Raw genomic sequence first — 23,483 nt, 5'->3', positions numbered from 1 at the left:
GGGAGGAAGAGATGAAACAAGTTCTATTAGTCGTGATTATATCTTTAATTGCATTTGCATCGGAGGCCAACCTTGATTCATTCTGTGCTACAAAGAAAGGCGATACTGGCCATTACAAATCCGGAGATAATTACTATATTTTCAAAGGGCCATTTCTTTATAAATTCGAAGAGGATCAAATTAGGTTAATCTTTTCAAAGTACGAGATTCGTTCTGTTAAAGAGTATAATGGAAAGCTCTACATCCTAACGCCAGATTATGTTTTTGTTCATAGTCTAAATGATTACGAATTCATCACAAGCTTTCCAACATCAAACCAAAATATAGTAAAGAAGCATCAAACGGCTCAAGATTTGACTATCATGGATGATAAACTCTTTATCGCTCATGGCTCCCTTGGACTCATTAAGATTGATCTTGCTGCTTATAATATTGAATCAATTCATAATTTTGATCTTCCACATGATCCAAGCCAAGTATCGACTGCAACTGGGATCGACAACGATGGGGAGAAGCTCTTTGTTATGCTCGATAATGTGACTTATAATTTCTCAACAAAGAAGAGGGCCTTTGAAGGACTTGTAATTTTAGATAATAACATGAATCAACAAAAGGTAATTTCGATTCGTCAAAGTAGAGAAGCACTACATATGCCAAAGGCAGTCATTCATGACGGATATTTAGTTTCAAAAAATATTCAAAATTTATATTTTTATAAAATCAGTGACTTTGGAAAGGCCAAAACGCTTTGGCCGAAAAGAAGGCTCTTCGACTTTGCTGGTGACGACCTAGCTTCAACACCTGCAATTATTGATGGGAAGGTCTATGGTTGTTTTAATCAATATGATGGAATCAGTTTTAAATACTTTCACAGAGAATTTAAGTTATAAAAAAAGCCTAGGTTATCCTAGGCTTTTTTATTATTTTAATCCGTATAGCGATTCTAATTTTTGATCGAGCTCTGGTACAGTTAGCCTCATCTTAATATACGTATCTATTAAGTTATCATTTAGAAGCAGATTTAAGTCTTCACCATTTTCAAGCTGTTCGTTGATATTGTGGCGAATCAGATCACGTAACCCCTCAAGTCCTTCAATATCACCTCTTTCAACCATGGCCTCAACTTGTGCTCTTTCTCTTCTATTGAAATCAAAAAGGTGTGAGATACCAGAAGTTGCCTGAGAAACGAGGTAGAAAGCAGCTCCAACACCTTCGGATGTTAAAGAAATCCCTTTTCCAGTGTACTCAGTACCCTTCTCAAGATTATCAGTACCAATTAAGATCTCAGTTAATTTTGATGATTCGATACTTGCTTTCTCAATCAAGTCTAGAATCTCCTCTAGAGTCATTCCTGTAATATCAATTGGCTTCTCAAGAACTTTTGATAGAAATTTGTTAAGATCAGTAAGTAGCTCACTCCCCTTAGTTGTTCCATCCAATGCTAACTCAATTAATTTTTCAATATGAGTCATTCGTGTCGCTTTTGAAAGAAGATCAGCGATCTCCTCAGTGGTCATTGTTGAAATATCAAGAGGCTTTTCAAGAACTCGAGATAAGAATTCATTGATATCTGTCAAAAGCTCCGATGCTTCAGATGTTCCCTCGAATGCGAGATCAATAATCTTAGTTAAGAACTCTTCTGTCTTATCTGAACTAGGCTCTAAATAAACATAGATCTTTCTTGAAACCTCAAGAGAAGATTTCGTCGCCTTACCTGAGACTTCAAAAACCATAGCAATTCCGTCCGCAGTTAGACGAAATGCTGGTTTTGAAAACTCTGAGAGATTAACAATTTCTTTAGCAACTTTTTCCGATGCACGATATGAAGATTGTAGACCTTTAGAGATTAGGGCCTCTAATTTCTCACGAGTAAAGTCCGCAACTTTAATTGTTTGTCTAGTTGTACTCTTACCTGCATCATAAATTACCTCTGAAGCTTTGGAAGAAGCATCAAATGCGGCGTCCCTAATATCGGCTCCTACTGCGTGAATAGATAATAGAGTGAGTAGAATTGTCGAAGTTGTCTTTTTCATTATTAATCCCTTTATATTTTAATTATTTTACAATTTGGTTACCGTAAAGCTCTTCTAATTTAACATCTAAATTAGGGACTGATAGTCTAAGCTTGATATAAGTATCAATAGCATTGTCATCAAGAAGTCTGTTTAGGTCTTCACCATTTCCAATCTCTTCATTGATATTGTGTCTAATTAGATCACGTAGTCCTGCGAGACCTTCAACATCTCCTCTTTCAACCATTTGCTCAATTTGCTCTCTTTCTTTTCTGTTGAAATCAAATAATTCAGAAATACCTGTTGTTGCTTGTGAAACTAGGTAAAATGCTGCACCAATCCCTTCTGAAGTAAGCGAAATCCCTTTTCCTGAGTATTCAATACCTTTTTCAAAGTTTTCTGCACCAAGAAGAAATTCTGTAGCTTCTGACGACTTCTCACTTGCTTTTCCAATTAGCTTAAAGATTTCTTCAACAGTCATTTTAGTTACATCAATAGGCTTCTCTAGAACTCTTGAAAGGAATTCATTGATATCAGTAAGAAGCTCAGAAGCTTCTGATGTTCCTTCAAATGCAAGCTCAAGAAGTTCTGTTAGGAATTCACCCGTTGCTTCAAGAGTCGGTTCAAGAAAGATATAGATTTTTTTTGATACTTTTAAAGTTTGCTTTGTTCCCTTTCCAGAGATTTCAAATACCATTGCAAGGCCATCAGCAGTAAAACGGAAAGCTGGTTTAGAAACTTCAGATAGTTTAACGATTTCTTTTGCTAGTTTTTCAGAAGCCTTATACGATGACTCTAAGTTCTTTGAGATAAATGCCTTTAGGTGCTCACCTGTGAAGTCAGCAACTTCAACTGTTTTATCAGTAGCACTTTTTCCAGCATCGTAGATTGCTTCAGAAACTTTAGAAGAAGCACCTAGAGTTGCATCTCTTACTTCAATAGCATTTGCTTGAAGTGCGATAAGTGTCATAAGTGTAGCCGTAGTAAGTTTTTTCATTGTTTCTCTCCTCTTTTGCGTTTTAAATTCCAGTAAATTATTAGTTATATGCTTTCATTGAAATGATTCTCGCTTGATCACGAATATTTCTAATTAAATCTAATAGTCTTGCTAAGTCCTGAACTTCTTTTTCATAATTACTTTTCACGTCTTCTAAAAGTTGATTTTCGATTTTTTCCAGCTCTGCGCTCTTCACATTATGCCTATCAAAGTCAGAGTCCCTTAAAACGAGAGGGATTCCATAGCTAGAATCATTGGCCTGCACGCGGCTAGACTTTCTCATTTCATTCCACTCTTGAATTCTTTTTCCAAGTGGTGTCTCATCTTCCATATTCTTGTCTAGAAAGTTTCCAACCTCTTCATCAATTGATGATTGTTTAATCTTAAAGATTGCACCTGTAAGAATTGAAAGATCATTTAGCTTTCCTTCAACATCAACTGTTTCACTTAAAGCATTTAATTCTTCGAATTTTTCAAATAAACGATCGACATCAAAATCTTCTAAGATATCTTTAATAAATTTCTCTCTTTTTACTGTCTTATACTTGTGATCACGTCCTGGAACACGACGTCTTCTAATGTTATAATCCGAAGCTTCAACTCCAAATAGAGACTTCTTCACTTCTTTAAGAAGCTCGATATCACTTGGAAAGAACATTCCTTTCTTTTGTGCATTCTCAAGGTTTTCAAGATCTTCTTCTTTTGAGAATTCACTTTCTGTAAACTTATCAAGTAAAGAATAAGGTAAGATTACTCTCTCATAAGCAAATTCATTATTTGGCAGAGCTGATTGAAACAGCTCATTTGATTCTGATGCACAGTTATTAGTGATAAATTTATAATCCCCCTCGTACTCCCAATAAATCTCTAACACTTTATTGATGAAGTCCGTCTTTTGTTCTTCTGAAAGATAAATTGGTTGGCTGATAAGATCTCTTAGCTCTCCACCGTTATATTCATTAATAACTTCAGGAAAAGAAAGCATGAATAAAACAGAGTCATACCCACCTAGAACACCCTTTAACATGTCACTTTTGATATCTGTTACGTTTGCACGGTAAGAAAGAACAACATGATAAAGCTTATCTTTTAAACATTTCTCGTCCACCTTCTTTCTAAAAGGTGCACAAAGAACGATACGAAACATTGAGTGACCAAATCCAGAAATCATTGAATCACCTTTTGAAGCTAATAAATAATCAATTCGATAAACACGACTTGGATCGATATCTCTAGTCACCTTTAGGTCATCCAGTACGATCTCAGAAAAGATCTTACAATTGAAATTAGGGAATGGAATATGGTTAAGTAGTTCGCTATAAAACTTGTAGTAAGATGGCCTTCTACACTTATACTCTTCGTCCATTAGGAAAAACTCAAAATTAACAGCATTATGCTCTTTTAAGTTTTCAAATTCATATGCATCAACCGATCGCTTTGATGAAAGATTCTTTGTCTTCTTAGAAAAGAAGCCTTTCTTCCAATTTGCAAGTTTATAGAATGAGAATAAACCACTAATTGAGTTTTTATTTGTATCCTGAGAAAGAATGGCACGACATTCATCACTTGAATGATTGCGCTCCTCTTTTTCCTTGCGACAAACTCTTGCTTTTTGCTTGTGCTCTTTAGTTCTAACTTTTTTTAGATCATATAGATGTGCTAGCTCATGAAGGATTGTTGCCTGTGCTTTTCTTACGTAGTTCTTATGGCCACAATTAAACTGTTCAATACTTTCATCACCATTAATAATTTCTTTGATAAAAAGAGATGTGATTTTAATCTCATCGCGATTAAAATAGCTCACGCTTCCGTACTTTACTGACACGGCTTCATTACAACGATCTTTTGGAAAATTTCTAATATTTTTATTCTCTTTAAAGTCCGAAAAAGTCACTTCGACTTCTTTCCCAATGGCATCTCTTATAGAGGCAGGAATTTTCTCATCAACCTGCGTGATAAATACTTCAAGAGTTTTTACGAATTCTTTTGGAACACTATCTCTATTAAGCTTAAGAATCTGCCCACCATAAGCAAATGTCGCACCCGTTAATAAAGTAGTCAGTAAACTCTTGAAAATTAGGTTTCGCATAATATTCCTTAAACAGTTGTACAAAGTTTGTTCAGCAATTTTGTCGATAGAAAGCTGTAACTTGGTTCAATTTCTTTTATTTGGAATATTATGTTGCAACTGGGATGCCAGTTTAGAATTGGTTCACTTAGAGTCAATAAAGACGTATTCGATCACTCTTTAAAGAACTTAGTTCTTCACCACATATATTAATTGGTGCTTGTCCTCGTGGGCCCAGTGGTACAGTCTCTAAAAGAGTTCCCTCCACATCTCTATCATCGACATGGCCACGGCATTCAATTGCACTTGATGTATATGAGATCACTTTGTATTGATAAATACTTGCAGGGGCCCTTAGCGGAGAATCGACTCCCTCGTTAAAACATGACAATAGGAGAACGATAAAGAATATGATTGAGAATATTTTCTTGAAGGACATATTATCTACTTCGGACAACTATTGATGAGAGCGGACTTAATAAAGGTAAAAAGGGAGCCGCAGCTCCCTTAAGATTAATTCGAATTAAGTCCACCTAGTAAGTGGCGTGAAGTGAAGCGTATATAATCAATACTCTCCTCTGCCCCAAAGGAAGAAGTATATGCATGAAAGCTTGATAAGAAGTGGTGCCACAGCATTCTTCTAAAACCTACTTCCTCTTCGGTGCGAATAATAATTCCAGCACTTCTAAACAGTGGTTGCACCCAGCCCCAATAGAGATCAACGATCTGCGGAGTCAATCTCGCGGCAACAGAGTCATTATCGGCCATATTTTTAGTATTGTACGCAAGAGATAAAAATTCATCAGCGATATTCTTATGAATCATTAATTCCTGAAAAATCGCTTTGTAATTATTTGCAAGGTTATCTGCGTTTGATTCATTTTCTTCAACGCGGAAAGGCTTGTTCGTAATTGCAGAATTTAAGTTTTCTCTAAATAGACTGAAGATGACATCCTCTTTCGACTTAAAGTAATTATAGTAAGTTCCAATCCCCAATCCACACACTTGGGCCAATTCTCGCATTCCTACTTCATCAACCCCTTTTTGAGTAAATAATTCCATTGAGTTTTTTAGAATCATTTCTCTCGTTCTCTGTTTCTTGATTTCTCGTAAACCTGCCATAACACCTCCTTCATGGTCAGCGTAGAACAAGTAGCTCCCGAGCTAATTGGTCGAGAACTCTTTCTATTTTGATCATAGTCGATTCATGGATGACGCTCATCTTAATTAAGTTAAAAGATGGTAATTCGTAGGTAAAATTTTAGTCAGCTGATCTTCATCATTGCCTATTATATGGACTTTTTGAGAGATTATTGTCTATTTTATAAACACTTATTTTTTTAAAATTGCTTAATTTACGAAGAATCTTAACTTTGAGATAATGACGAAATGTCTATATTATTAAAAATTGTTCCCACATTAGTTTCTTGGTACCTAAGATTTGTTAAACTCACATCAAAAATTGTTGTTCTAAATCCAGAGAATTTAGAACTTGCAAAAAAAATGGGGAAACACGGTAATTACACTTTAGCAGTATGGCACGAGCACTATCCTACTTCAGTTTTAACAGAGCTAGACACAGGACTAGTTACCATGGCATCACAATCAAAAGATGGAAGTCTGGCCGCAGACACAATTTCCAAACTTGGTTTTACTCCAACTCGTGGAAGCTCTTCACGTGGCGGAGCCAAAGCACTACAATCCATGATTGAGCAGATCAATGAGAAGAGACTTAATTCTGCAATCACTGTCGACGGCCCTCGAGGACCAAGCTATGTACCTAAAAAAGGGATACTTGTCGTGAGCCACGAATGCGAAGCGCCAGTTCTTTGTATCCAGTCGGTATCAACTCGTCGTTTCTGCATTTCCAAAAGCTGGGACAAAACAAAGATCCCTAAACCATTTGGTCGCATTTACATTGCCTATGGCCACCCATTTCAGGTAGACAGTCTAAACAATGACTATTTAACAACCTATTGCGAGCAAATTGTCACGACGCAACAATGCCTTTCTGATCAAATTAGCAAGTATGTAGAACTATAAAATATTGAAATCATATAGAATTACCGAGAATTTTTGATGAATTAAGTCGTGAAATAATGTGTCGTTAGTGGTACAAATTTAAGTTACTATAAAGAACCCAAAAAATTTTATTATAATTAAGAATTGATCAATATTGTTTAAAAAGTGAGATGCTATGGCAGAGAATATGCTGGAAATTAAAAACCTTACAGTTGAATTTCAAACAGAAGATGAAAAAGTTAAGGCCGTAAAAAGCTTAAACCTAAGTATTCCTAAAGGAAAAACTGTTGGGCTTGTTGGTGAATCTGGTTCAGGTAAGTCAGTAACATCTTTAGCAATTATGGGACTTATTCCTAACCCTCCTGGAAGAATTAGCGAAGGTGAAATTCTATTCAATGGTGAAGACCTAACAAAGGCTTCTAATGAAAGAATGAGAGAGCTTCGTGGTAATAAGATTGCAATGATCTTCCAAGAGCCAATGACATCTTTAAACCCTGTTTTTACAACTGGTAATCAAATTGATGAAGTGCTTATGCTTCACCAAGGAATGAATAAAGAACAAGCTCGTAAGAGAACAATTGAATTATATGAAGAAGTTGGTATTCCTTCTCCAGAAGAATCGGTTGATAAATATCCACACCAAATGTCAGGTGGTCAAAAGCAACGTGTTATGATCGCAATGGCAATGGCATGTGAGCCGGAACTTCTAATTTGTGACGAGCCAACAACAGCTCTTGACGTTACAATTCAAAAGCAAGTTCTTGAGCTAATGTTTGATCTTCAAAGAAGACATAATATGAGTATGCTTTTCATTACGCATGACCTTGCAGTTATTGCAGACATTGCTGATGAAGTTGCTGTTATGTTCAGAGGTGATCTCGTTGAACAAAATACAACGAAGGCACTTTTCGAAAATCCAAAACACCCTTACACAAAAGGTCTTCTAGCTTGTCGTCCAAGTCTAGATGAGAACCCAGTAAGACTTCTTACTGTTGATGACTTCTTAAATGCAAAAGAAGATATTGATGTATCAGCACTTGAAATGAAAAAGCCAAGAGAAATTAATGAAACTGATAACCCAGTTCTTCTTGAAGTTAAAAACTTCAACAAGCACTTCCCAATTAAAGGTGGAATCTTTGGCCGTACTGTAGATTGGTTTAAGGCCGTTGACGATGTAACTCTTCAAGTAAGAAAAGGTCGTACACTTGGTCTAGTTGGTGAGTCAGGTTGTGGTAAAACTACTCTTGGTCGTACAATCCTTAGACTTCTAGAGCCAACAGCAGGTGAAGTAATTTACGACGGTGTTAACGTAACAAACTTAAATAAAACTCAAATGAGAGAGATGCGTGAGAGAATGCAAATCATTTTCCAAGACCCATACTCTTCTCTTAACCCACGTATGACTATTGGTGATATTGTTACTGAACCAATGGTTATTCACGGAATCGGTGGAACAAAGAAAGAAAGATACGCAGTAGCTGCTGACCTTCTAGAAAAAGTAGGCCTAAAAGGTGATCACCTTAACCGCTACCCACACGAGTTCTCTGGCGGACAACGTCAAAGAATCTGTATTGCTCGTGCACTTTCTCTTAAGCCAGAGTTCATCATTTGTGATGAGTCGGTTTCAGCACTAGATGTATCAGTTCAAGCACAAGTACTTAACCTTCTTCAAGATCTTCAAGATGAACTAGGTCTTACTTATATCTTCATTTCTCACGATCTATCTGTTGTTAAGTATATCTCAGATGAAATTGGTGTAATGAACAAAGGTAAAATTGTTGAATACGGTCCAGCACACGAGGTTTACCGTAACCCACAAGATGAGTACACGAAGAAACTTCTAAGCGCTATTCCTAGAGGTGTTCCAAAAGAATTACTTTAATTAATTTTCTAAACTAAATTTTAGATAAATTTACAGGAAAGGAGGTCAATGACCTCCTTTTTTTATTTCCATTTTTTACGCTATAATAGAGAGACGGAGGAAACGAAATGCCTGTTATTGAATCAAGCTATACTTGTCATCAGTCTCTAAAGAATGGTCACCTACAAACAATCATTCCCTTTTTTATTAGAAGAACTCCAAAGCATGAATTTGAAAAAAGAACCCTGACAACACCAGACGGGGATTTTCTTCGATATTACAAATCATCGACAAACTCTCCTCTTGAGAAAAAACACTTAATCATCATTTCCCATGGCCTAGAGGGAAACGGTAGAGACCGCTACATTGTCGATATGATGAAGAAGTTTAACTCTCACGGCTATGATGTCATCTCATGGGATATGCGCTCATGTGGAGGAGCTCTTAACCGTACTCAAAAGTTTTATAACGCTCAAGACTATCACGACCTGAAATTTCTCATTGATAGTGTCACAGAAGACTATGTTCACGTGTCCCTGATGGGTATAAGCCTTGGTGGCGCCATCACAGCAAACTACCTAGGACGACACCCTGAAGCTGTAAATCATAAAATCTACCGTGGTTTTATCCTCTCATCACCAATGGACTTGAATGGCTGCTCAGTAAAGTTAAAAACTGAGATCTCACGTCATATCTATCGTCATGTCTTTGTTTACTCAATGAGAAAGAAAGTTATTGAGAAGGCCAAACTAATGGAGCTGCCAGTAGACCTCAATAAAGTAAGAAATATCAAACATATCGATGAGTTTGACGAGTATGTTACGGCACCGATTTACGGCTACCGCGATGGTTACCACTACCGAGAAGAGGCATCACCTATTGCCCACTTGGAAAAGATTCGTGTCCCACTCTACATACTAAATGCTTACGATGATCCCTTCTTATCAGAAGAAAGTTATCCTTATGAGTTGGCCCAAAGGAAGAGTAATTTATACCTTGAGGTCCCAAAAAATGGTGGTCATGTTGGATTTATTAAATCACCCTCAGAAAAATATTATTGGTATGAACAACGAATTTTAGATTTTTTAAAAATGAAGATATAAGAAAGGCCTCCAACTGGAGGCCCTATTTTATTTTTTAAATTGAACTTTATATTTTGCTTTTGATCCCGCGTAACCATAAACCTTGATATAGTAAGTATTAGAAGAATTCACTCTTAATCTCACGGCCTCATTGTCACTTGAAGATTCTTTACGAGAGACAACTTTAAAAGATGAACCCATTTTCTTTAAAACTTCAAAGTCTAAATCACCTTCACTATGAGAAAAGAAGATTCTAAAGTCTAAAACTTCACCTGCTTTCATTTCAGCTTTATAGAAATCAACATCTTCTTCACTGTCGATTTCAACATTTTCAGAGAATCCTGAACCTAACTCCGTTGCCGTTTGTGCAGTATTATTATCAGAGCTTGGTTTGTCTGTTGAATCGTTATCATCTTGATCTTGCGCTAAAACACTTGGGAAGTTTTCTAGGATAAATGGAACTATTCGACTCATTGATACTGCACCATTATAAACTCCGCGTCCTGCCCATCCGCCATAACCAGCGTGGTGAATAGCATATACCTTATCAGAGTCAGCATTAAATACTGGTGAACCAGATGATCCTCCTAAAGTATCAGCATCATATAAAACATCTCCTCTAAGCCCTACCACTTTTCCTTCAGATACTTTCTTCGTCCAGTCACAATTGTAATCAGTATAGTAATCACAATTTTGGTGGATAACATAAACACTATCTCCCTCAACCGGCTCAGTTGTATCTAAAACAACTTTACCGTAAGTCTGTCCAGGGGACCCTTCACACTTTACAAGAGCAAAGTCTAAATCCTCATCATTACCGATGAACTCATCACATGTGATCTCACCTTGGTTTTCCTTTGAAATACCTTTTTCATGTTTCATAAAAACTTTCATTCCAATGATATCAGCTGCGCTTGTGATACAGTGATGGTTTGTCATTAGAACGTTATCGGAAATTAAAAAGCCAGTGCAACGGCCACTGTTTGAGAATTGAATGTCAGCTACAGCTTTCGAATTCTTTCTAACATCTGAAGAATCATCAAAGGCTATCACTTCTTGCCAGTCTACATCACCAACAATAATAGATCCGGTTGCTACATCTGCATCTGCGGAAGCTGGAACACTTTTCCCACATGAAACTGTTAAAAATGTGGAAACAACAACTAATAAAAACATGCAACTTCTTACTGACATTACCCTCTCCTCCAATCTTCCTTATGGAATCTTTCAAGCCCTTTTATGAACTTGTTGACTGAGTAATTTATAGAAAATTAAACATGATATAAGAACCGAGGTGTCTTTTTTATAGGCCAATAATGGCCAAAATTAAGCAAATGTCAGAAATGATCAAAAAATTACAATAAATAGCGGTGCTAAAATGTCACCTAATCAATAGGAATTATTGAAACATCGGCATTTTTATAGCTCTTAAGCTCTTTTGGAATAACTTTAAGGATCATTCCTTCCAGTGCATCAATAACCTTCTCTTTGTAAAAGATTCGTCCGTAAACTATAGAGACTTCACGAGTTGGAACCGGAGGCGAAAATGAGCGAAGCATTTTCTTTCGAGCACCTGTTAAATCCAACATATCGAGATGAGGAATAATCGTATAACCACTATCCTTGGCCACAAGATTCTTAATTGTCTCTAGAGACCCACTCTCAAAGTGTTGAAAGCCTTTAACTTTCTGGCAAAGGTTTAAGACCTGGCCACGTAGACAATGACCTTCCTGAAGGAGCCAAAGTCCATCTTTGTCTAAGTCTGAGTAATCTAATTGACTCTTGTGATAGAGTTCGTGATCTTTAGCAATAAAGCCGTAGAGTGGTTCATAAAATAGTACTCTTTCAACGAGCTGATTATTATGAAGTGGAGTAACAAGAAGCCCTGCATCTAATTCATCGCGGTCAAGTTTCTCAATAATTTCATCAGTCGTTCTCTCTTCGATTATCAGATCAACTTTTGGAAACTCTTTTACGAAGCGACTTAGGAAAAGAGGTACAAGGTAAGGTGCCAAAGTTGGAATGACTCCTAGCTTGAACTCGCCTTCTATACCGACAATTGGATCACTTGCAATATCTTTTAATTTTTTAAACTCTTTATTAACAACCCTAGCTTGAGCAATAAATGTTTCACCCTCAATAGTTGGAACGATTGGATTCTTAGAGCGATCAAATATAACAAAACCTAAACTATCTTCTAGCTTTTGTATTTGCATACTCAATGTTGGTTGAGAGACATGACACTCTTCAGATGCTTTTCTAAAGTGACGGTGTTTATCGACTGCTAATACATATTCCAGCTGAGTTATAGTCATAACAAGAGTTCCTGAAGGTTGATTTATAATTTCTATACTATATCATACTTCATAATCGGAGACTATATGAACAACAGCATTGATTTATTTCAAAGTCTATCATCTTTAGACTTATTTATATTTTTTGCCATCTTAGGCTTAACTATTACCAGTGTTATTTATGGCCAATACCGTATGAATAAGTCCTCAGAAAAAGAGTCATTTCTCGATCTACTGATCATGGGAAGAAGACTTACACTGCCTCTTTTTGTGGCGACACTTGTCGCAACTTGGTATGGCGGAATTTTTGGAGTAACTGAGATTGCCTTTAATCAGGGAATTTACAACTTTATCACTCAAGGTGTTTTCTGGTACATCGCCTATATTATTTTTGCTTTCTTTCTCATTGATAAAATTGAGCCTTATCACGCAGTTACTCTCCCAGATCTAGTTGAAAAAATGTTTGGGCCTCGCTCAGCAAAACTCACTGCAGTTTTTAACTTCTTCAATGTTCTCCCAATTGCTTACGGAATTAGTTTAGGTATTTTTCTGCAACTAATTTTTGGTGGATCACTATTACTTAACACAAGTCTTGGAGTTGGGTTCGTTGTTCTCTACTCAATGTGGGGCGGATTGAGATCAGTTGTATTTTCCGACCTCATTCAATTCTTTGTGATGTGTATAGCAGTTGCTTTAGTTCTAGGATTCTCTTTCTTTGAATTTGGTGGCATCTCATATTTAAAAGCAAACCTACCTGAGTCCTACTGGTCATTAACTGGTAAAAACTCATTAGCAACTACTTTTGTCTGGGGTTTTATCGCCCTATCAACTCTAGTCGATCCAAATTTTTACCAACGCTGTTTTTCGGCCACAAGTGGAGAAGTTTCAAAGAAAGGTATTTTAATCTCAACTTTCATTTGGTTTTGTTTTGATATCTGTACGACGTTTGGAGCGATGTATGCAAAAGCCGCAATCCCAGACGCTCAGAGCGCACATGCTTACCTAACATATGCAATTCAAATTCTGCCTCATGGACTTAAGGGGTTTTTATTAGCAGGGATTCTTGCAACAATATTATCAACACTTGATTCCTACCTATTTATTGCAGGAACAAACTTGGCCTATGACCTTGCACCTAAGAAATACAAAGGTCGTATTTGGATTCACCACTTTGGTGTTATTTTTGTTGCCGTTTTAACTGTGATTATGTCTGAATACTTCCAGGGCAATATAAAATCTGTTTGGAAGACTCTTGGTTCATTTTCTGCATCATGTCTACTGCTACCAGTCGTTTATGGCTACCTCTTTCCGAAACGAATCAGTGACAACCAGTTTGTGACGGCCTGTTTAGTAGGTGTTGTCACAGTTGCCACATGGCGCCATATTTCAAGAACTGGCATTTACGCCAATATTGACGAACTCTATATTGGTATTATTGCAACAAGTCTAACTCTGCTCATTTATCACCTAATTAGGGATAAAAAGCTAGTCGGATAAGGGCCTCAAGTGTATCCTTTGTACTTAATTTCGTAGGATTTTAAGTTCAAAGGATTACATATGACTGATAATAAAAAAGTCACGGACAAACCGAGCGCGGATGCTCAAAAAATTGAAAAAGCACTAAATTACCACTCAATGGGACGCCCTGGAAAAATCGAAGTTGTTGCAACAAAACCATGTTTAACAGCATCTGATTTAACAAAAGCATACTCTCCAGGTGTTGCTCACCCATGTCTAGAAATTGCAAAGAACCCGGATGATGTTTACAAGTACACAGCTAAAGGAAATCTTGTGGCCGTTGTTTCAAACGGTTCTGCTGTTCTTGGTCTTGGAAATATCGGAGCTGCTGCTGGTAAGCCAGTAATGGAAGGAAAAGGTATTCTTTTCAAGCGCTTCGCCGATATCGATGTATTTGATATTGAAGTTGAAGAGTCAACTGTTGATGGAATGGTTAATGTTGTTAAGGCACTTGAACCAACTTTTGGTGGTATCAACCTTGAAGATATTAAAGCACCAGAATGTTTTGAAATCGAAAAACAATTAATTGAAAAAATGGATATTCCAGTATTCCATGATGACCAGCACGGTACTGCAATTATTGCAGCAGCAGGTTTCATCAACGCACTAGAATTATCTAAGAAAAAAATTGATAAAGTAAAAGTTGTATTCTCTGGTGCAGGTGCCGCTTCAATGGCATGTGCAAAGCTTTTCTTCCACCTTGGAGTAAAGCCAGAAAACTTAATTATGACAGATTCACGTGGTGTTATTTATAAAGGCCGTGAAGATGGAATGAATAAATACAAAGAAGAGTTTGCAAACGAAACAGATGCAAGAACTCTTGGGGATGCAATGGTTGATGCTGATGTATTTATCGGTTGTTCAGCTAAGGGTGTTTTAACAAAAGAAATGGTTAAGACGATGGCAAAAAGCCCAATCATCTTTGCTATGGCAAACCCTGATCCAGAAATTCTTCCAAGTGAAGTTGAAGAAGTTCGTGATGATGCAATTATGGCAACAGGACGCTCTGACTTCCCTAACCAAGTTAATAACGTTCTAGGTTTCCCTTCAATCTTTAGAGGAGCACTTGATGTTCGCGCACGTAAGATTAATGAAGAGATGAAGCTTGCTGCAGTTTATGCTCTTGCTGAACTTGCAAAAGAAGAAGTTCCTGACGAAGTAAAACTTGCTTACCAAGGTGAAGACTTCAAATACGGAAAGAATTATATTATTCCAAAACCATTTGATACACGTGTTCTTGTAAGACTTGCTCCAGCTGTTGCTAAAGCGGCCATGGATACGGGTGTTGCTAGAATGAATATCGATGATCTTCAAGAATACTCTGAGTACCTAGCAAGTCGTTTATCGGCATCAGGTGCTTTCATGAAAACTGTTCGTGATCGTCTTGCTTCACAAATCAAAGCACGTGATGGAAAGAAAGTTAGAATGGTTTTTGCAGAAGGTGTTAACACAAGAATTCTTCACGTAGCAAAAACTCTTGCAGAAGGTGATACAATTCAACCGATCCTTCTTGGGCACCCTGATGATATCAAAGCAAAAATTAAGTCTCTTAACTTAGAAGATGTTCTAGATGATAGCATTGAGATAATTCGTCCACGCAAAGCTCCAAACTTCAAAGAATTCTATACTGAATACTGTGAAATGAAGCAAAGAGAAGGTGTTTCCCTTAATGCGGCCGAAGACTTAATGATTCAAGAGAATTTTTACGGTTCAATGATGGTGAAGAAAGGGCTAGCAGATGCTTTTATAGCAGGGCCAACTCTAAATTATAGTGACTGCCTAAAGCCAGCACTAAGTGTAATTGGAGCTCAACCAGGTAAAAAAGCAGCGGGTGTTTTTATCCTAGTATTTAAGGACCGTGTTCTATTCCTTGCAGATACAACTGTACAACCTGATCCTTCAGCAGAAGATCTTGTAGAAATTGCAAAATCAACTCAGCATCTTTACAAGTCGCTTATGAGAAGAGAGCCAAGAATTGCTTTCTTAAGTTATTCAAACTTTGGAGATTCAAAACTTCCTGATGCAAAGAAGATGAAGACGGCAACAAAACTAGCGAAGGAAAAATACCCAGAGCTTAAGATCGAAGGTGAAATGCAAGCTGACGTTGCAGTAAATGCAGGAATTATGGACCACCTATTTGACTTCAGTGAACTTGGTGGTTCGGCTGATATCCTTATCTTCCCTGAGCTTAACTCTGCAAATATCTCTTACAAGCTTCTTGCTCAACTGAGTGAAGCTTCTGCAATTGGGCCAATTCTTGCTCCAATGAATCAGACAGTTAATATCATTCAAAGAACAGCTTCAATTAAAGAGATCGTTGACTCTTGTCGCTTAACGGCCCTTAGATCATTAGAAGAGCCAAAGCACGACTAATAGGAAGGATAATTATATGAGCTTTAAAAAGAATATTATTGCAACAGATAAGGCACCAAGCGCGGTTGGTACATACTCGCAAGGTGTTGAATATAATGGAACTTACTTCTTTTCAGGTCAGATTGGAATTGATCCAGCGACTAGTGAATTAAAAGAAGGATTTGTTCCTCAACTTAATCAAATTATGAAGAATATTGATGGTCTTCTAGAGTCTCAAAACCTAACTCGTGAGCACATCATCAAAACTTCAATTTTTGTTACTGACCTAGCCAATTTTGGTGAGGTTAATGCTGCTTATGAAGCTTACTTTACAGCTCCATACCCAGCAAGAAGCTGTGTTCAAGTTCCAGCACTTCCTAAGGGAGCTGTGGTAGAAATTGAAGTTATCGCAGCGAAAGGATAGATAATACTGTTTTATGTTTGATAAGAAGTATGTATTTGAAACAAAACAAACAAGATCTTGGAGAAAGGCCCTAGAGCTTTTCTCTAAGTTTGTTATTTTTATTCTAGGTTATTCACTTCTTTCTTATACTCTCATCCTCTACTCTCAAAATGAAAACGTTAAAACAAAAGAAACTTTCTATAAGAAACGACCTGATATTATCGTTGTCTTTACTGGAGATAGAGGTCGCATTCAAGAAGCAATTCGCTTAGCAAAAGAATACAATCAAGAGAATATTCTCATTTCAGGAGTTCATACAAAAAACAATGTAAGTACTCTTATACAAAGTCATCAAATCACTGATGAAATTAATCATGACTTTCTCGACATTGATTACAATGCAAAAAATACATATGAGAATGTATTAGAAACACTTCAAGCTCTTCGTAAAAAGAGTAATATTGACTCAGTATTAATTGTATCGCACGACTACCATATTCTTCGAATCAAATCGATTATCGAATATCGTCGTCGTAAAAGCGATCACTACAAGTTCTTTTTCTGGGGAGTAAAGTCACCACTAAACTCTTTCAGAAGTCTTAAAATTATCTACAAAGAAGTATTTAAATACTTCAGAACACTTACTTACTTGGCCTTGGCCAGTGAAGATTAAAATTTAAATAGGAGGAATAATGAATATCGTTCCATCAATCATGGCAACTAAGAAAAGTGGCCCAAAAACACTTCGTTCAACAGTAACGAAAATTTACTTACTAACAGCTAGCGCATTAGAAGAAAGTAATATCACTCATTCTGAGCATATCCCAGAGTGGATCATTGGTAGAATTGGAGAAGAGAAAGAAGTTAGTATCCTTGGTAGTGAAGGCCCTATTATCTTCAAGGTTATTGAAGAAGTTAAAGCTGAAGAGCAACATTATAACCTGATTGCAGATAGTAGCTATTCACTTGCAAGAGAGGCTCTAGGATCTCTTGTTGGTCAGATCACAAAAGAAAGATCGAAGAAAGTAGAAGTTAACTTCTACGGACTTGACCAAGAAATGATTACTGGTGCAATCGTAGGTTTGGAACTTGCCCTTTACCGTTTTAAAGAAGAATTAAGCTTTGGTGCAATCTCTTTCTTTAATGACGGAAAGAAAGTAACGAAGTCGATAGTAGACTCAGCTCTATCTATAGCACAATCAATTAATACAGCAAGGCACTTAGTTAATCTTCCTGCAAATATATTAAATCCTGTAACTTATGCGAATGCTGTTAAGAAGTACTTTGCAAAATCAACAACAATGAAAGTTACTGTTTACGATGAGAAGAAGCTTGCCAAGGAAAACTGTGGGCTAATTCTAAGTGTTGGACAAGCGTCTGCTACACCTCCAAGAATTGTTCATCTTAAATACAGACCAACTGGAGCAAAAGGGAAACCAACTGCTATTGTTGGTAAAGGGATCACATTTGACTGTGGTGGACTAAATGTTAAGAGTGGCGCAGGTATGGGCGTAATGAAAAAAGATATGGGTGGTTCAGCAACTGTTATGGGCTTTGCAACTTGGCTTGAGAAATCAGGCGTAAAAAAGAAGGTCGATCTTTACCTCGCTCTTGCAGAAAACTCTATTAATGAGTTAGCTTCTCGACCAGGAGACATCTACACTTCACGCAATGGCCTAAAGGTTGAAATTGGTAATACTGATGCAGAAGGAAGACTAGCTCTTGCAGATGCTATGGATATTGCAATCACTCAAAAAGAAAAGCCTGAAGTTCTAATTGATTTTGCAACACTAACTGGAGCAGCAAAAGTTTCGATGGGTGACTTTGTTACAAGTATGTTTGCAAACGATGACGAGCTTGCTGACAAGCTTCTAAAGGCCTCTCAAAAGAATGGTGACCTTTCTTGGCGTATGCCTTTATATAGACCTTACTACAAAGGCTTCAAATCGAACTTTGCTGATATGAATAATATGTCTAAGGTAAAAGGTGGCTCTATTGGTGCAGCACTTTTCTTAGAGAAATTCATTGGTGACACTAAATGGGCACACTTTGATATCTTTGGTTGGACAAGTGGATTTAGACCATCACTTGCTCAAGAAGGTGGTTCTGGTCAAGGTGTTGAAACTTTAATTGGATATTTTCAAAATTAATTGGCTAAGAGGAGCTTTCCCATTGCTCCTCAGACAACGTCCACTCTCGGCTCCTGCCTGCGTGGACATACCGTTCATCCTGAACATAAAAGCCGGGCCTGAACCCGGCTTACTGAATATAAATTTCATTTTATTGCGATGGGAGCTAGCATAGCGAAACATAGACTGGCTTTGGCCAGTCAATTTCGCTATCCTCTTGTAACAGAGATCACGGAGTCTAGTGCTTCAAGTCCAGAAATCGTCTTAAGAAGTTCCGAGTAATCCTTAACTTCAATTTCAAAGATTAAGCTCCCCTTTCTATCTTGCGTTGACTTCGCCATAGCTGAGCGAATATTAACACCAAGATTTCCAATCTCTTTAGAGATCATTGAAAGAATACCTGGACGATCATGAGTAAGAACTCGAATATTTACTGGATGCTTGAACGTAAAATTCTCATTCCATTCAACGGCAATTTGTCTTCCAACATCACCTACATCGTAGCGAGTACAGTCTGAACGATGAATCGTAATTCCACGGCCACGAGTGATATATCCTATAATAGGATCCCCTGGAATAGGGTTACAACAACGGGCCATACGAACCATTAGGTCATCCATACCATCAACAATTACAGCATTATCTTTATGGGCACGTTTTTTAGCAGTACGAGAAATTGTTGAAGTTAGAGAAGAAATTTCTTTCTTCTTTGCATCATCAACTTTTTCATCTTTAAGGCCTGGAATACATTCGATAACTTTATCAACGTGAAGTTTCCCAGCACCTACGTTATTGTAGATTTCACTATATGTTTTTACATTTGTTAAATTTTCTTTCGCATAATCAAGCTCATTACGCTTTAAAACGGCTTTTAAAGTCGTACCAAGAACCTTGAATGCCTTATCAAGAGTTTCCTTACCTACTTCAATATTGCGCTCTCTTTCGGCCTTAAGAAGCCATGACTTAATCTTGGCCTTTGCCTTAGAAGACTTAACAATATTTAGCCAGTCTTTATTAGGAGTTTGAGTTTTAGAAGTTAAGATTTCAATCGTATCCCCTGAGCGTAGAACGTACTTTAATGGTACCATTCTGCCGTTTACTTTCGCACCAACACAACGATGTCCAATATCGGTATGGACACGATAGGCAAAGTCTAGTGGTGTTGAGTTATCTTGTAATTCAAAAACATCCCCATTAGGAGTGAAGACAAAAACACCACCAACATCTAAGTCATTCTTAACATGAGACATGAACTCAGAACTATTATCAGTATCCTTATTGTACTCAAGAAGCTCTTGGACCCAATCTAGTTTTGTCTTTCCAGAAGACATTCCTTCTTTGTACTTCCAGTGAGCAGCGATCCCTCGTTCAGCAACTTCATGCATCTCTTGGGTACGAATCTGAATTTCAATTCTTTCTGCCTTAGGTCCAACTACAGTCGTGTGAAGAGACTGGTAATTGTTTACCTTCGGAATCGCAATATAGTCTTTAAAACGGCCAGGAATTGGTGTGAATGCGGAGTGGATTACACCAAGGGCCTTATAACATTCAGTAATATTATTAACAATTATTCTAAAAGCTAGAATATCGTGAATTTGTTCGAAATCAACACCACGAGAAACCATCTTCTTATAAATTGAATAAAAGTGTTTTGAACGCCCTGTAATGTCGGCCTTAACAGAGTATTCAAAAAGCTTTTCTGTTACAACCCCAATCGTGTCTCCAATATAGATTTCACGATCACTCTTTTTCATCGCAACTTTTTCGGCCAAGCGATAGTAAACATCAGGGTGTAAGTAGCGAAGACAAATATCTTCTAGTTCAATTTTAACTGAGTTGATACCTAGTCTCGATGCTAATGGAACATAGATATCAAGTGTTTCTTCGGCAATACGCTTTTGTTTTTCTTCACGTACATACTGAAGAGTTTTCATATTGTGCATGCGATCTGCAAGCTTAACAATAATAACTCGCAGGTCTTGTGCCATTGCAACAACCATTTTTCGGAAGTTTTCCGCTTGTGATTGCTCCTTTGACTTAAACTTCATTTTAGAGATCTTAGTGAGGCCAACAACAATTTGGGCAATCTCAGTCGTAAACTCTTTTTCAATTTCTTCAGGAGTAACACTACAATCTTCCACGACATCGTGAAGAAGGCCTGCAATAATCGTATCAAGGTCCATATGAAGCTTAACGAGGGTTGCAGCAACATTCAGCGGGTGAATGATATACTTCTCTCCAGAGCTTCGCATTTGTCCCTCATGAGACTTTTCTGCGAAGAGATAAGCTTTTCTTAAAAGAGTGAAATCCGCGTCTGGATAATAAGTTTCGACACGTCGACAAAGTTCATCAATATTTAATTCTCGCTCATGGGCGAAATCGAGTTGCTGGTACATTACTTTCTTAAGATTCCTTCAAAAATATCTTTTAATTCAATATATGCCGTCTCAAGGTCATCATTGACCACAAGATAATCGTAATCATTCTTTCTTAGTAACTCACGTTTTGCATTATCAAGACGAATATTTAAACTTTCATCTGTCTCGGTACCACGGCCACGAAGCCTTTGTTCTAATACCTCAACACTAGGTGGAGCAATAAAGATCACGCGTGCTCGGTCACCAAAGTACTCCTTAAACGAATCGGTACCTTGGACATCGAGATCGAAAAGTAAATTATGCCCTTTGGCTATTTCATTCTCCACGAACTCTTTTGATGTACCGTAATAATTCCCGTGAACCTGTGCCCACTCTAAGAATGCATCTTGCTCTTTCATAACAAGAAACTTATCTACTGTAATAAAGTTATAGTGCTTTCCATTATCTTCACCTTCACGTGCTTTACGTGTCGTAAAAGAAACAGATTCCAAAAGATCATGGAATTCATTTTTAATTCTCTTAATCAGAGTCGATTTCCCTGATCCAGATGGTGCAACAATAACTATAATTTTACCTTCACTCATAATACTACTCGAGGTTTAAACCTTGCTCTCGAATCTTTTCTAACTGAACCTTCATTTGAACAACAGCTTCAGAAATCTCTTGAAGAGTTGACTTCGATCCCGTCGTGTTCGTTTCACGGTTAAGTTCTTGAATAAGAAAATCAATTTGACGGCCAACTTCTCCACCTTTTGTCAGCAGATCATTAAGTTTAGAAAGGTGGGCATTTATACGATTAATTTCCTCATGAATATCCATCTTTTCTAAGTAGAAGATTACCTCTTGCATAAAGCGAGGTTCATCTACAGGCATCGCCGTTTTATACTCATCAAATCGCTTCTCAAGTCTTTCCTTTACGGCCGCTTGAAATTCATCTGACTTATCATTTACAATATTAAAATATTCTTCATAAGATTTTTGATGCTTTTTAATAACATCAACCATCTTCTGACCTTCAGTCTCACGTGATTCTTTTAAATTTTCAATAGCACCCTTAAGGGCATCAATTGCAAATTTATTCATCTCATCAATTGAAGACTCATCGACTTCTTTCATAAATTCATTACGTAAAAAATCAGTTGGCTTTATATCAATTTTAACTTCATTTTTATCGGCCAGGTTCTTCATCGAACTGATAAAAGCGTTCACTTTTTCACTATCAATATCATCAAAACGTGATTTCGTTTCTAGACGTTTATAGCTAACGTTTATATCAAAACTTCCTCGTTTGAAATTCTGTGAAATAAGATTTCTCATTTCAAGTTCAACACTATTGAATAGTGAAGACATTTTAAATCGAATATCTTTAAAACGATGATTTACAGTCTTGATCTCAACTGTAACTTGAAGGCTTTCACTACCTGCTTCGGCCTTACCAAAGCCAGTCATTGAATATATATTTTTCGCCATTTCCTCTCCCAATGAATGACTTTTTTAACTCAAATACACAGCGATATCAACCGCTAGAAGTAATAATATTCGATATTTATTATACTTCCCTAGCTATTTCCTAGACTACTCTAGAGACCAACCTTCTACCTTTCCTTGGCTAAAGTAGACATATTTACGGTCTCCATTTTCAAAGAAGGTCCAACGCTCATTTTCAAGCTGAGGATTACCTGCCGTGTCAACACGATGAGGATTCCCCCATCTATCAATTACATTCTTCTTATCCATTCCAAGAGCTATTTCGCGGTGGGCCTGAGCTCTTGGTGAATAATGAAAAATTGAAGCAGGCTTACGTGCATCAAATTTTCTTTGTTTCTCGTACTGTACAAGAGTTTTGCCATATTGTTGCTGCTCAGCTCTTGTTAGAGTTAAGTAGTAGAGCTTCTGCGAATCATTATCGAACATTCTTTCCTTGCGTTTAAAAGCTTCACGATCCTCAGGACGCATACTATCCAATTTTCCTTGAAGCTCCATTTTAAGACGTCTTTCTTGTGACCAGGCAGGATAATCCTTCTCGCTAGATGGTGTTCTTCTCATCATTTCATCCCTACTATATTTTACATAGCTTGGGTCTCCACCAACCGTATCAAAGGCTTCACCAGGGCTAAATAGTGAGAATCCCTCATCTTCTTCTCCCATTACATCAAGAAACTGGCGATCTATCGAGATCGGCCCACATGAAATAATGGCCAAAAGTGAAAGTAATGATAATGCTCTAAGCATGTCTTCTCCTTAAATAATTCTCCCCATCACCCCTTCTTTACGGTGTAATTATTGAGATTTCTTAAGAATCCATTCAGCTTCCTCTACATCCAGAAAAAACTTCCTAGCCTATTAAATTGCTCAAGAATTAACACC

20 protein-coding genes are annotated in these 23,483 nt (G+C 37.3%); 9 read left to right on the top strand and 11 right to left on the bottom strand.

Annotated elements, in window-relative coordinates; all coding sequences use genetic code 11:
• Nucleotides 1–11: 11 nt before the first annotated feature.
• Complete coding sequence (locus M902_RS11245; RefSeq protein WP_021268747.1) at nucleotides 12–890, top strand: hypothetical protein; 879 nt, start codon at nucleotides 12–14, stop codon at nucleotides 888–890.
• Between the two features lie 30 nt (nucleotides 891–920).
• Here M902_RS11245 and M902_RS11240 read toward each other — a convergent pair whose 3' ends face one another.
• From M902_RS11240 to M902_RS11220, 5 genes are all read right to left on the bottom strand, one after another.
• Nucleotides 921–2,033, bottom strand: coding sequence for a hypothetical protein (locus M902_RS11240; protein ID WP_021267835.1), 1,113 nt, complete (start codon nucleotides 2,031–2,033; stop codon nucleotides 921–923).
• Between the two features lie 22 nt (nucleotides 2,034–2,055).
• Nucleotides 2,056–3,009, bottom strand: a complete 954-nt coding sequence (locus M902_RS11235; RefSeq protein WP_021268412.1) for a hypothetical protein — start codon at nucleotides 3,007–3,009, stop codon at nucleotides 2,056–2,058.
• 40 nt (nucleotides 3,010–3,049) lie between these two features.
• Nucleotides 3,050–5,098, bottom strand: coding sequence for a DUF4105 domain-containing protein (locus tag M902_RS16090; RefSeq protein ID WP_021268585.1), 2,049 nt, complete (start codon nucleotides 5,096–5,098; stop codon nucleotides 3,050–3,052).
• 133 nt (nucleotides 5,099–5,231) lie between these two features.
• Entirely contained in the window at nucleotides 5,232–5,516 is a 285-nt protein-coding gene (locus tag M902_RS11225; protein WP_021268131.1) for a hypothetical protein, read from the bottom strand.
• Nucleotides 5,517–5,590: 74 nt separating this feature from the next.
• Nucleotides 5,591–6,199: a TetR/AcrR family transcriptional regulator gene (locus M902_RS11220; protein ID WP_021268273.1), complete on the bottom strand. Its 609-nt coding sequence runs from the start codon at nucleotides 6,197–6,199 to the stop codon at nucleotides 5,591–5,593.
• A gap of 267 nt (nucleotides 6,200–6,466) precedes the next feature.
• Between M902_RS11220 and M902_RS11215 the strand changes: the two genes are divergently transcribed.
• From M902_RS11215 to M902_RS11205, 3 genes are all read left to right on the top strand, one after another.
• Nucleotides 6,467–7,120, top strand: coding sequence for a lysophospholipid acyltransferase family protein (locus tag M902_RS11215; RefSeq protein WP_021268247.1), 654 nt, complete (start codon nucleotides 6,467–6,469; stop codon nucleotides 7,118–7,120).
• Between the two features lie 154 nt (nucleotides 7,121–7,274).
• Nucleotides 7,275–8,981, top strand: a complete 1,707-nt coding sequence (locus M902_RS16800; protein WP_021268702.1) for an ABC transporter ATP-binding protein — start codon at nucleotides 7,275–7,277, stop codon at nucleotides 8,979–8,981.
• 107 nt (nucleotides 8,982–9,088) lie between these two features.
• Nucleotides 9,089–10,063: a YheT family hydrolase gene (locus tag M902_RS11205; protein ID WP_021268011.1), complete on the top strand. Its 975-nt coding sequence runs from the start codon at nucleotides 9,089–9,091 to the stop codon at nucleotides 10,061–10,063.
• Nucleotides 10,064–10,090: 27 nt separating this feature from the next.
• Here M902_RS11205 and M902_RS11200 read toward each other — a convergent pair whose 3' ends face one another.
• The gene (locus M902_RS11200; RefSeq protein WP_021267960.1) at nucleotides 10,091–11,236 is read right to left on the bottom strand and encodes a serine protease; all 1,146 of its coding nucleotides are present in this window, start codon (nucleotides 11,234–11,236) and stop codon (nucleotides 10,091–10,093) included.
• A gap of 191 nt (nucleotides 11,237–11,427) precedes the next feature.
• Nucleotides 11,428–12,357, bottom strand: coding sequence for a hydrogen peroxide-inducible genes activator (locus M902_RS11195; RefSeq protein ID WP_021268307.1), 930 nt, complete (start codon nucleotides 12,355–12,357; stop codon nucleotides 11,428–11,430).
• Nucleotides 12,358–12,423: 66 nt separating this feature from the next.
• Here M902_RS11195 and M902_RS11190 point away from each other — a divergent pair, with 66 nt between their 5' ends.
• Genes M902_RS11190 through M902_RS11170 form a run of 5 tightly spaced genes read left to right on the top strand, consistent with a single transcriptional unit; the run spans nucleotide 12,424 to nucleotide 18,759 of the window.
• The gene (locus tag M902_RS11190) at nucleotides 12,424–13,833 is read left to right on the top strand and encodes a sodium:solute symporter (RefSeq protein WP_021268199.1); all 1,410 of its coding nucleotides are present in this window, start codon (nucleotides 12,424–12,426) and stop codon (nucleotides 13,831–13,833) included.
• 60 nt (nucleotides 13,834–13,893) lie between these two features.
• Complete coding sequence (locus M902_RS11185; RefSeq protein ID WP_021268550.1) at nucleotides 13,894–16,227, top strand: NADP-dependent malic enzyme; 2,334 nt, start codon at nucleotides 13,894–13,896, stop codon at nucleotides 16,225–16,227.
• A gap of 16 nt (nucleotides 16,228–16,243) precedes the next feature.
• Nucleotides 16,244–16,630 carry a Rid family detoxifying hydrolase gene (locus M902_RS11180; protein WP_021268428.1) on the top strand — a complete coding sequence of 129 codons (387 nt, stop codon included), beginning with the start codon at nucleotides 16,244–16,246 and terminating at the stop codon, nucleotides 16,628–16,630.
• A 13-nt stretch (nucleotides 16,631–16,643) separates the two neighbouring features.
• Complete coding sequence (locus tag M902_RS11175; RefSeq protein WP_021267848.1) at nucleotides 16,644–17,282, top strand: YdcF family protein; 639 nt, start codon at nucleotides 16,644–16,646, stop codon at nucleotides 17,280–17,282.
• 19 nt (nucleotides 17,283–17,301) lie between these two features.
• Nucleotides 17,302–18,759 (top strand): M17 family metallopeptidase, encoded by a 1,458-nt coding sequence (locus tag M902_RS11170; protein ID WP_021268683.1) that lies wholly within the window; start codon nucleotides 17,302–17,304, stop codon nucleotides 18,757–18,759.
• A gap of 188 nt (nucleotides 18,760–18,947) precedes the next feature.
• Here the strand turns inward: M902_RS11170 and M902_RS11160 are convergent, their stop codons facing one another.
• The 4 genes from M902_RS11160 to M902_RS11145 form a co-directional block, all read right to left on the bottom strand.
• Nucleotides 18,948–21,134 (bottom strand): bifunctional (p)ppGpp synthetase/guanosine-3',5'-bis(diphosphate) 3'-pyrophosphohydrolase, encoded by a 2,187-nt coding sequence (locus M902_RS11160; protein WP_021268329.1) that lies wholly within the window; start codon nucleotides 21,132–21,134, stop codon nucleotides 18,948–18,950.
• A complete protein-coding gene (gene gmk / locus M902_RS11155; RefSeq protein WP_021268205.1) occupies nucleotides 21,134–21,700 on the bottom strand; it encodes a guanylate kinase in 567 nt (188 codons plus the stop codon). The genes M902_RS11160 and gmk overlap by 1 nt, the downstream gene beginning before the upstream one ends.
• A 4-nt stretch (nucleotides 21,701–21,704) precedes the next feature.
• Nucleotides 21,705–22,586 (bottom strand): YicC/YloC family endoribonuclease, encoded by an 882-nt coding sequence (locus tag M902_RS11150; RefSeq protein WP_040314719.1) that lies wholly within the window; start codon nucleotides 22,584–22,586, stop codon nucleotides 21,705–21,707.
• A gap of 105 nt (nucleotides 22,587–22,691) precedes the next feature.
• On the bottom strand, nucleotides 22,692–23,348 hold the full coding sequence (locus tag M902_RS11145; RefSeq protein WP_021267976.1) for a hypothetical protein: 657 nt from the start codon (nucleotides 23,346–23,348) through the stop codon (nucleotides 22,692–22,694).
• Nucleotides 23,349–23,483 lie beyond the last annotated feature (135 nt).

The organism is Bacteriovorax sp. BAL6_X, from assembly GCF_000443995.1.
Classification (GTDB): domain Bacteria; phylum Bdellovibrionota; class Bacteriovoracia; order Bacteriovoracales; family Bacteriovoracaceae; genus Halobacteriovorax_A.
This window is presented reverse-complemented; position numbering and strand designations above follow the sequence as displayed.

Bases quoted from the DNA above. Each gene is read 5' to 3' on its own strand.
- M902_RS11160 (WP_021268329.1), bottom strand. From the start codon at position 21,134: ATGTACCAGCAACTCGATTTCGCCCATGAGCGAGAATTAAATATTGAT.
- M902_RS11225 (WP_021268131.1), bottom strand. From the start codon at position 5,516: ATGTCCTTCAAGAAAATATTCTCAATCATATTCTTTATCGTTCTCCTA.
- gmk (WP_021268205.1), bottom strand. From the start codon at position 21,700: ATGAGTGAAGGTAAAATTATAGTTATTGTTGCACCATCTGGATCAGGG.
- M902_RS16090 (WP_021268585.1), bottom strand. From the start codon at position 5,098: ATGCGAAACCTAATTTTCAAGAGTTTACTGACTACTTTATTAACGGGT.
- M902_RS11240 (WP_021267835.1), bottom strand. From the start codon at position 2,033: ATGAAAAAGACAACTTCGACAATTCTACTCACTCTATTATCTATTCAC.
- M902_RS11245 (WP_021268747.1), top strand. From the start codon at position 12: ATGAAACAAGTTCTATTAGTCGTGATTATATCTTTAATTGCATTTGCA.
- M902_RS11195 (WP_021268307.1), bottom strand. From the start codon at position 12,357: ATGACTATAACTCAGCTGGAATATGTATTAGCAGTCGATAAACACCGT.
- M902_RS11150 (WP_040314719.1), bottom strand. From the start codon at position 22,586: ATGGCGAAAAATATATATTCAATGACTGGCTTTGGTAAGGCCGAAGCA.
- M902_RS11185 (WP_021268550.1), top strand. From the start codon at position 13,894: ATGACTGATAATAAAAAAGTCACGGACAAACCGAGCGCGGATGCTCAA.
- M902_RS11215 (WP_021268247.1), top strand. From the start codon at position 6,467: ATGTCTATATTATTAAAAATTGTTCCCACATTAGTTTCTTGGTACCTA.
- M902_RS11175 (WP_021267848.1), top strand. From the start codon at position 16,644: ATGTTTGATAAGAAGTATGTATTTGAAACAAAACAAACAAGATCTTGG.
- M902_RS11170 (WP_021268683.1), top strand. From the start codon at position 17,302: ATGAATATCGTTCCATCAATCATGGCAACTAAGAAAAGTGGCCCAAAA.
- M902_RS11235 (WP_021268412.1), bottom strand. From the start codon at position 3,009: ATGAAAAAACTTACTACGGCTACACTTATGACACTTATCGCACTTCAA.
- M902_RS16800 (WP_021268702.1), top strand. From the start codon at position 7,275: ATGGCAGAGAATATGCTGGAAATTAAAAACCTTACAGTTGAATTTCAA.
- M902_RS11180 (WP_021268428.1), top strand. From the start codon at position 16,244: ATGAGCTTTAAAAAGAATATTATTGCAACAGATAAGGCACCAAGCGCG.
- M902_RS11145 (WP_021267976.1), bottom strand. From the start codon at position 23,348: ATGCTTAGAGCATTATCATTACTTTCACTTTTGGCCATTATTTCATGT.
- M902_RS11205 (WP_021268011.1), top strand. From the start codon at position 9,089: ATGCCTGTTATTGAATCAAGCTATACTTGTCATCAGTCTCTAAAGAAT.
- M902_RS11190 (WP_021268199.1), top strand. From the start codon at position 12,424: ATGAACAACAGCATTGATTTATTTCAAAGTCTATCATCTTTAGACTTA.
- M902_RS11220 (WP_021268273.1), bottom strand. From the start codon at position 6,199: ATGGCAGGTTTACGAGAAATCAAGAAACAGAGAACGAGAGAAATGATT.
- M902_RS11200 (WP_021267960.1), bottom strand. From the start codon at position 11,236: ATGTCAGTAAGAAGTTGCATGTTTTTATTAGTTGTTGTTTCCACATTT.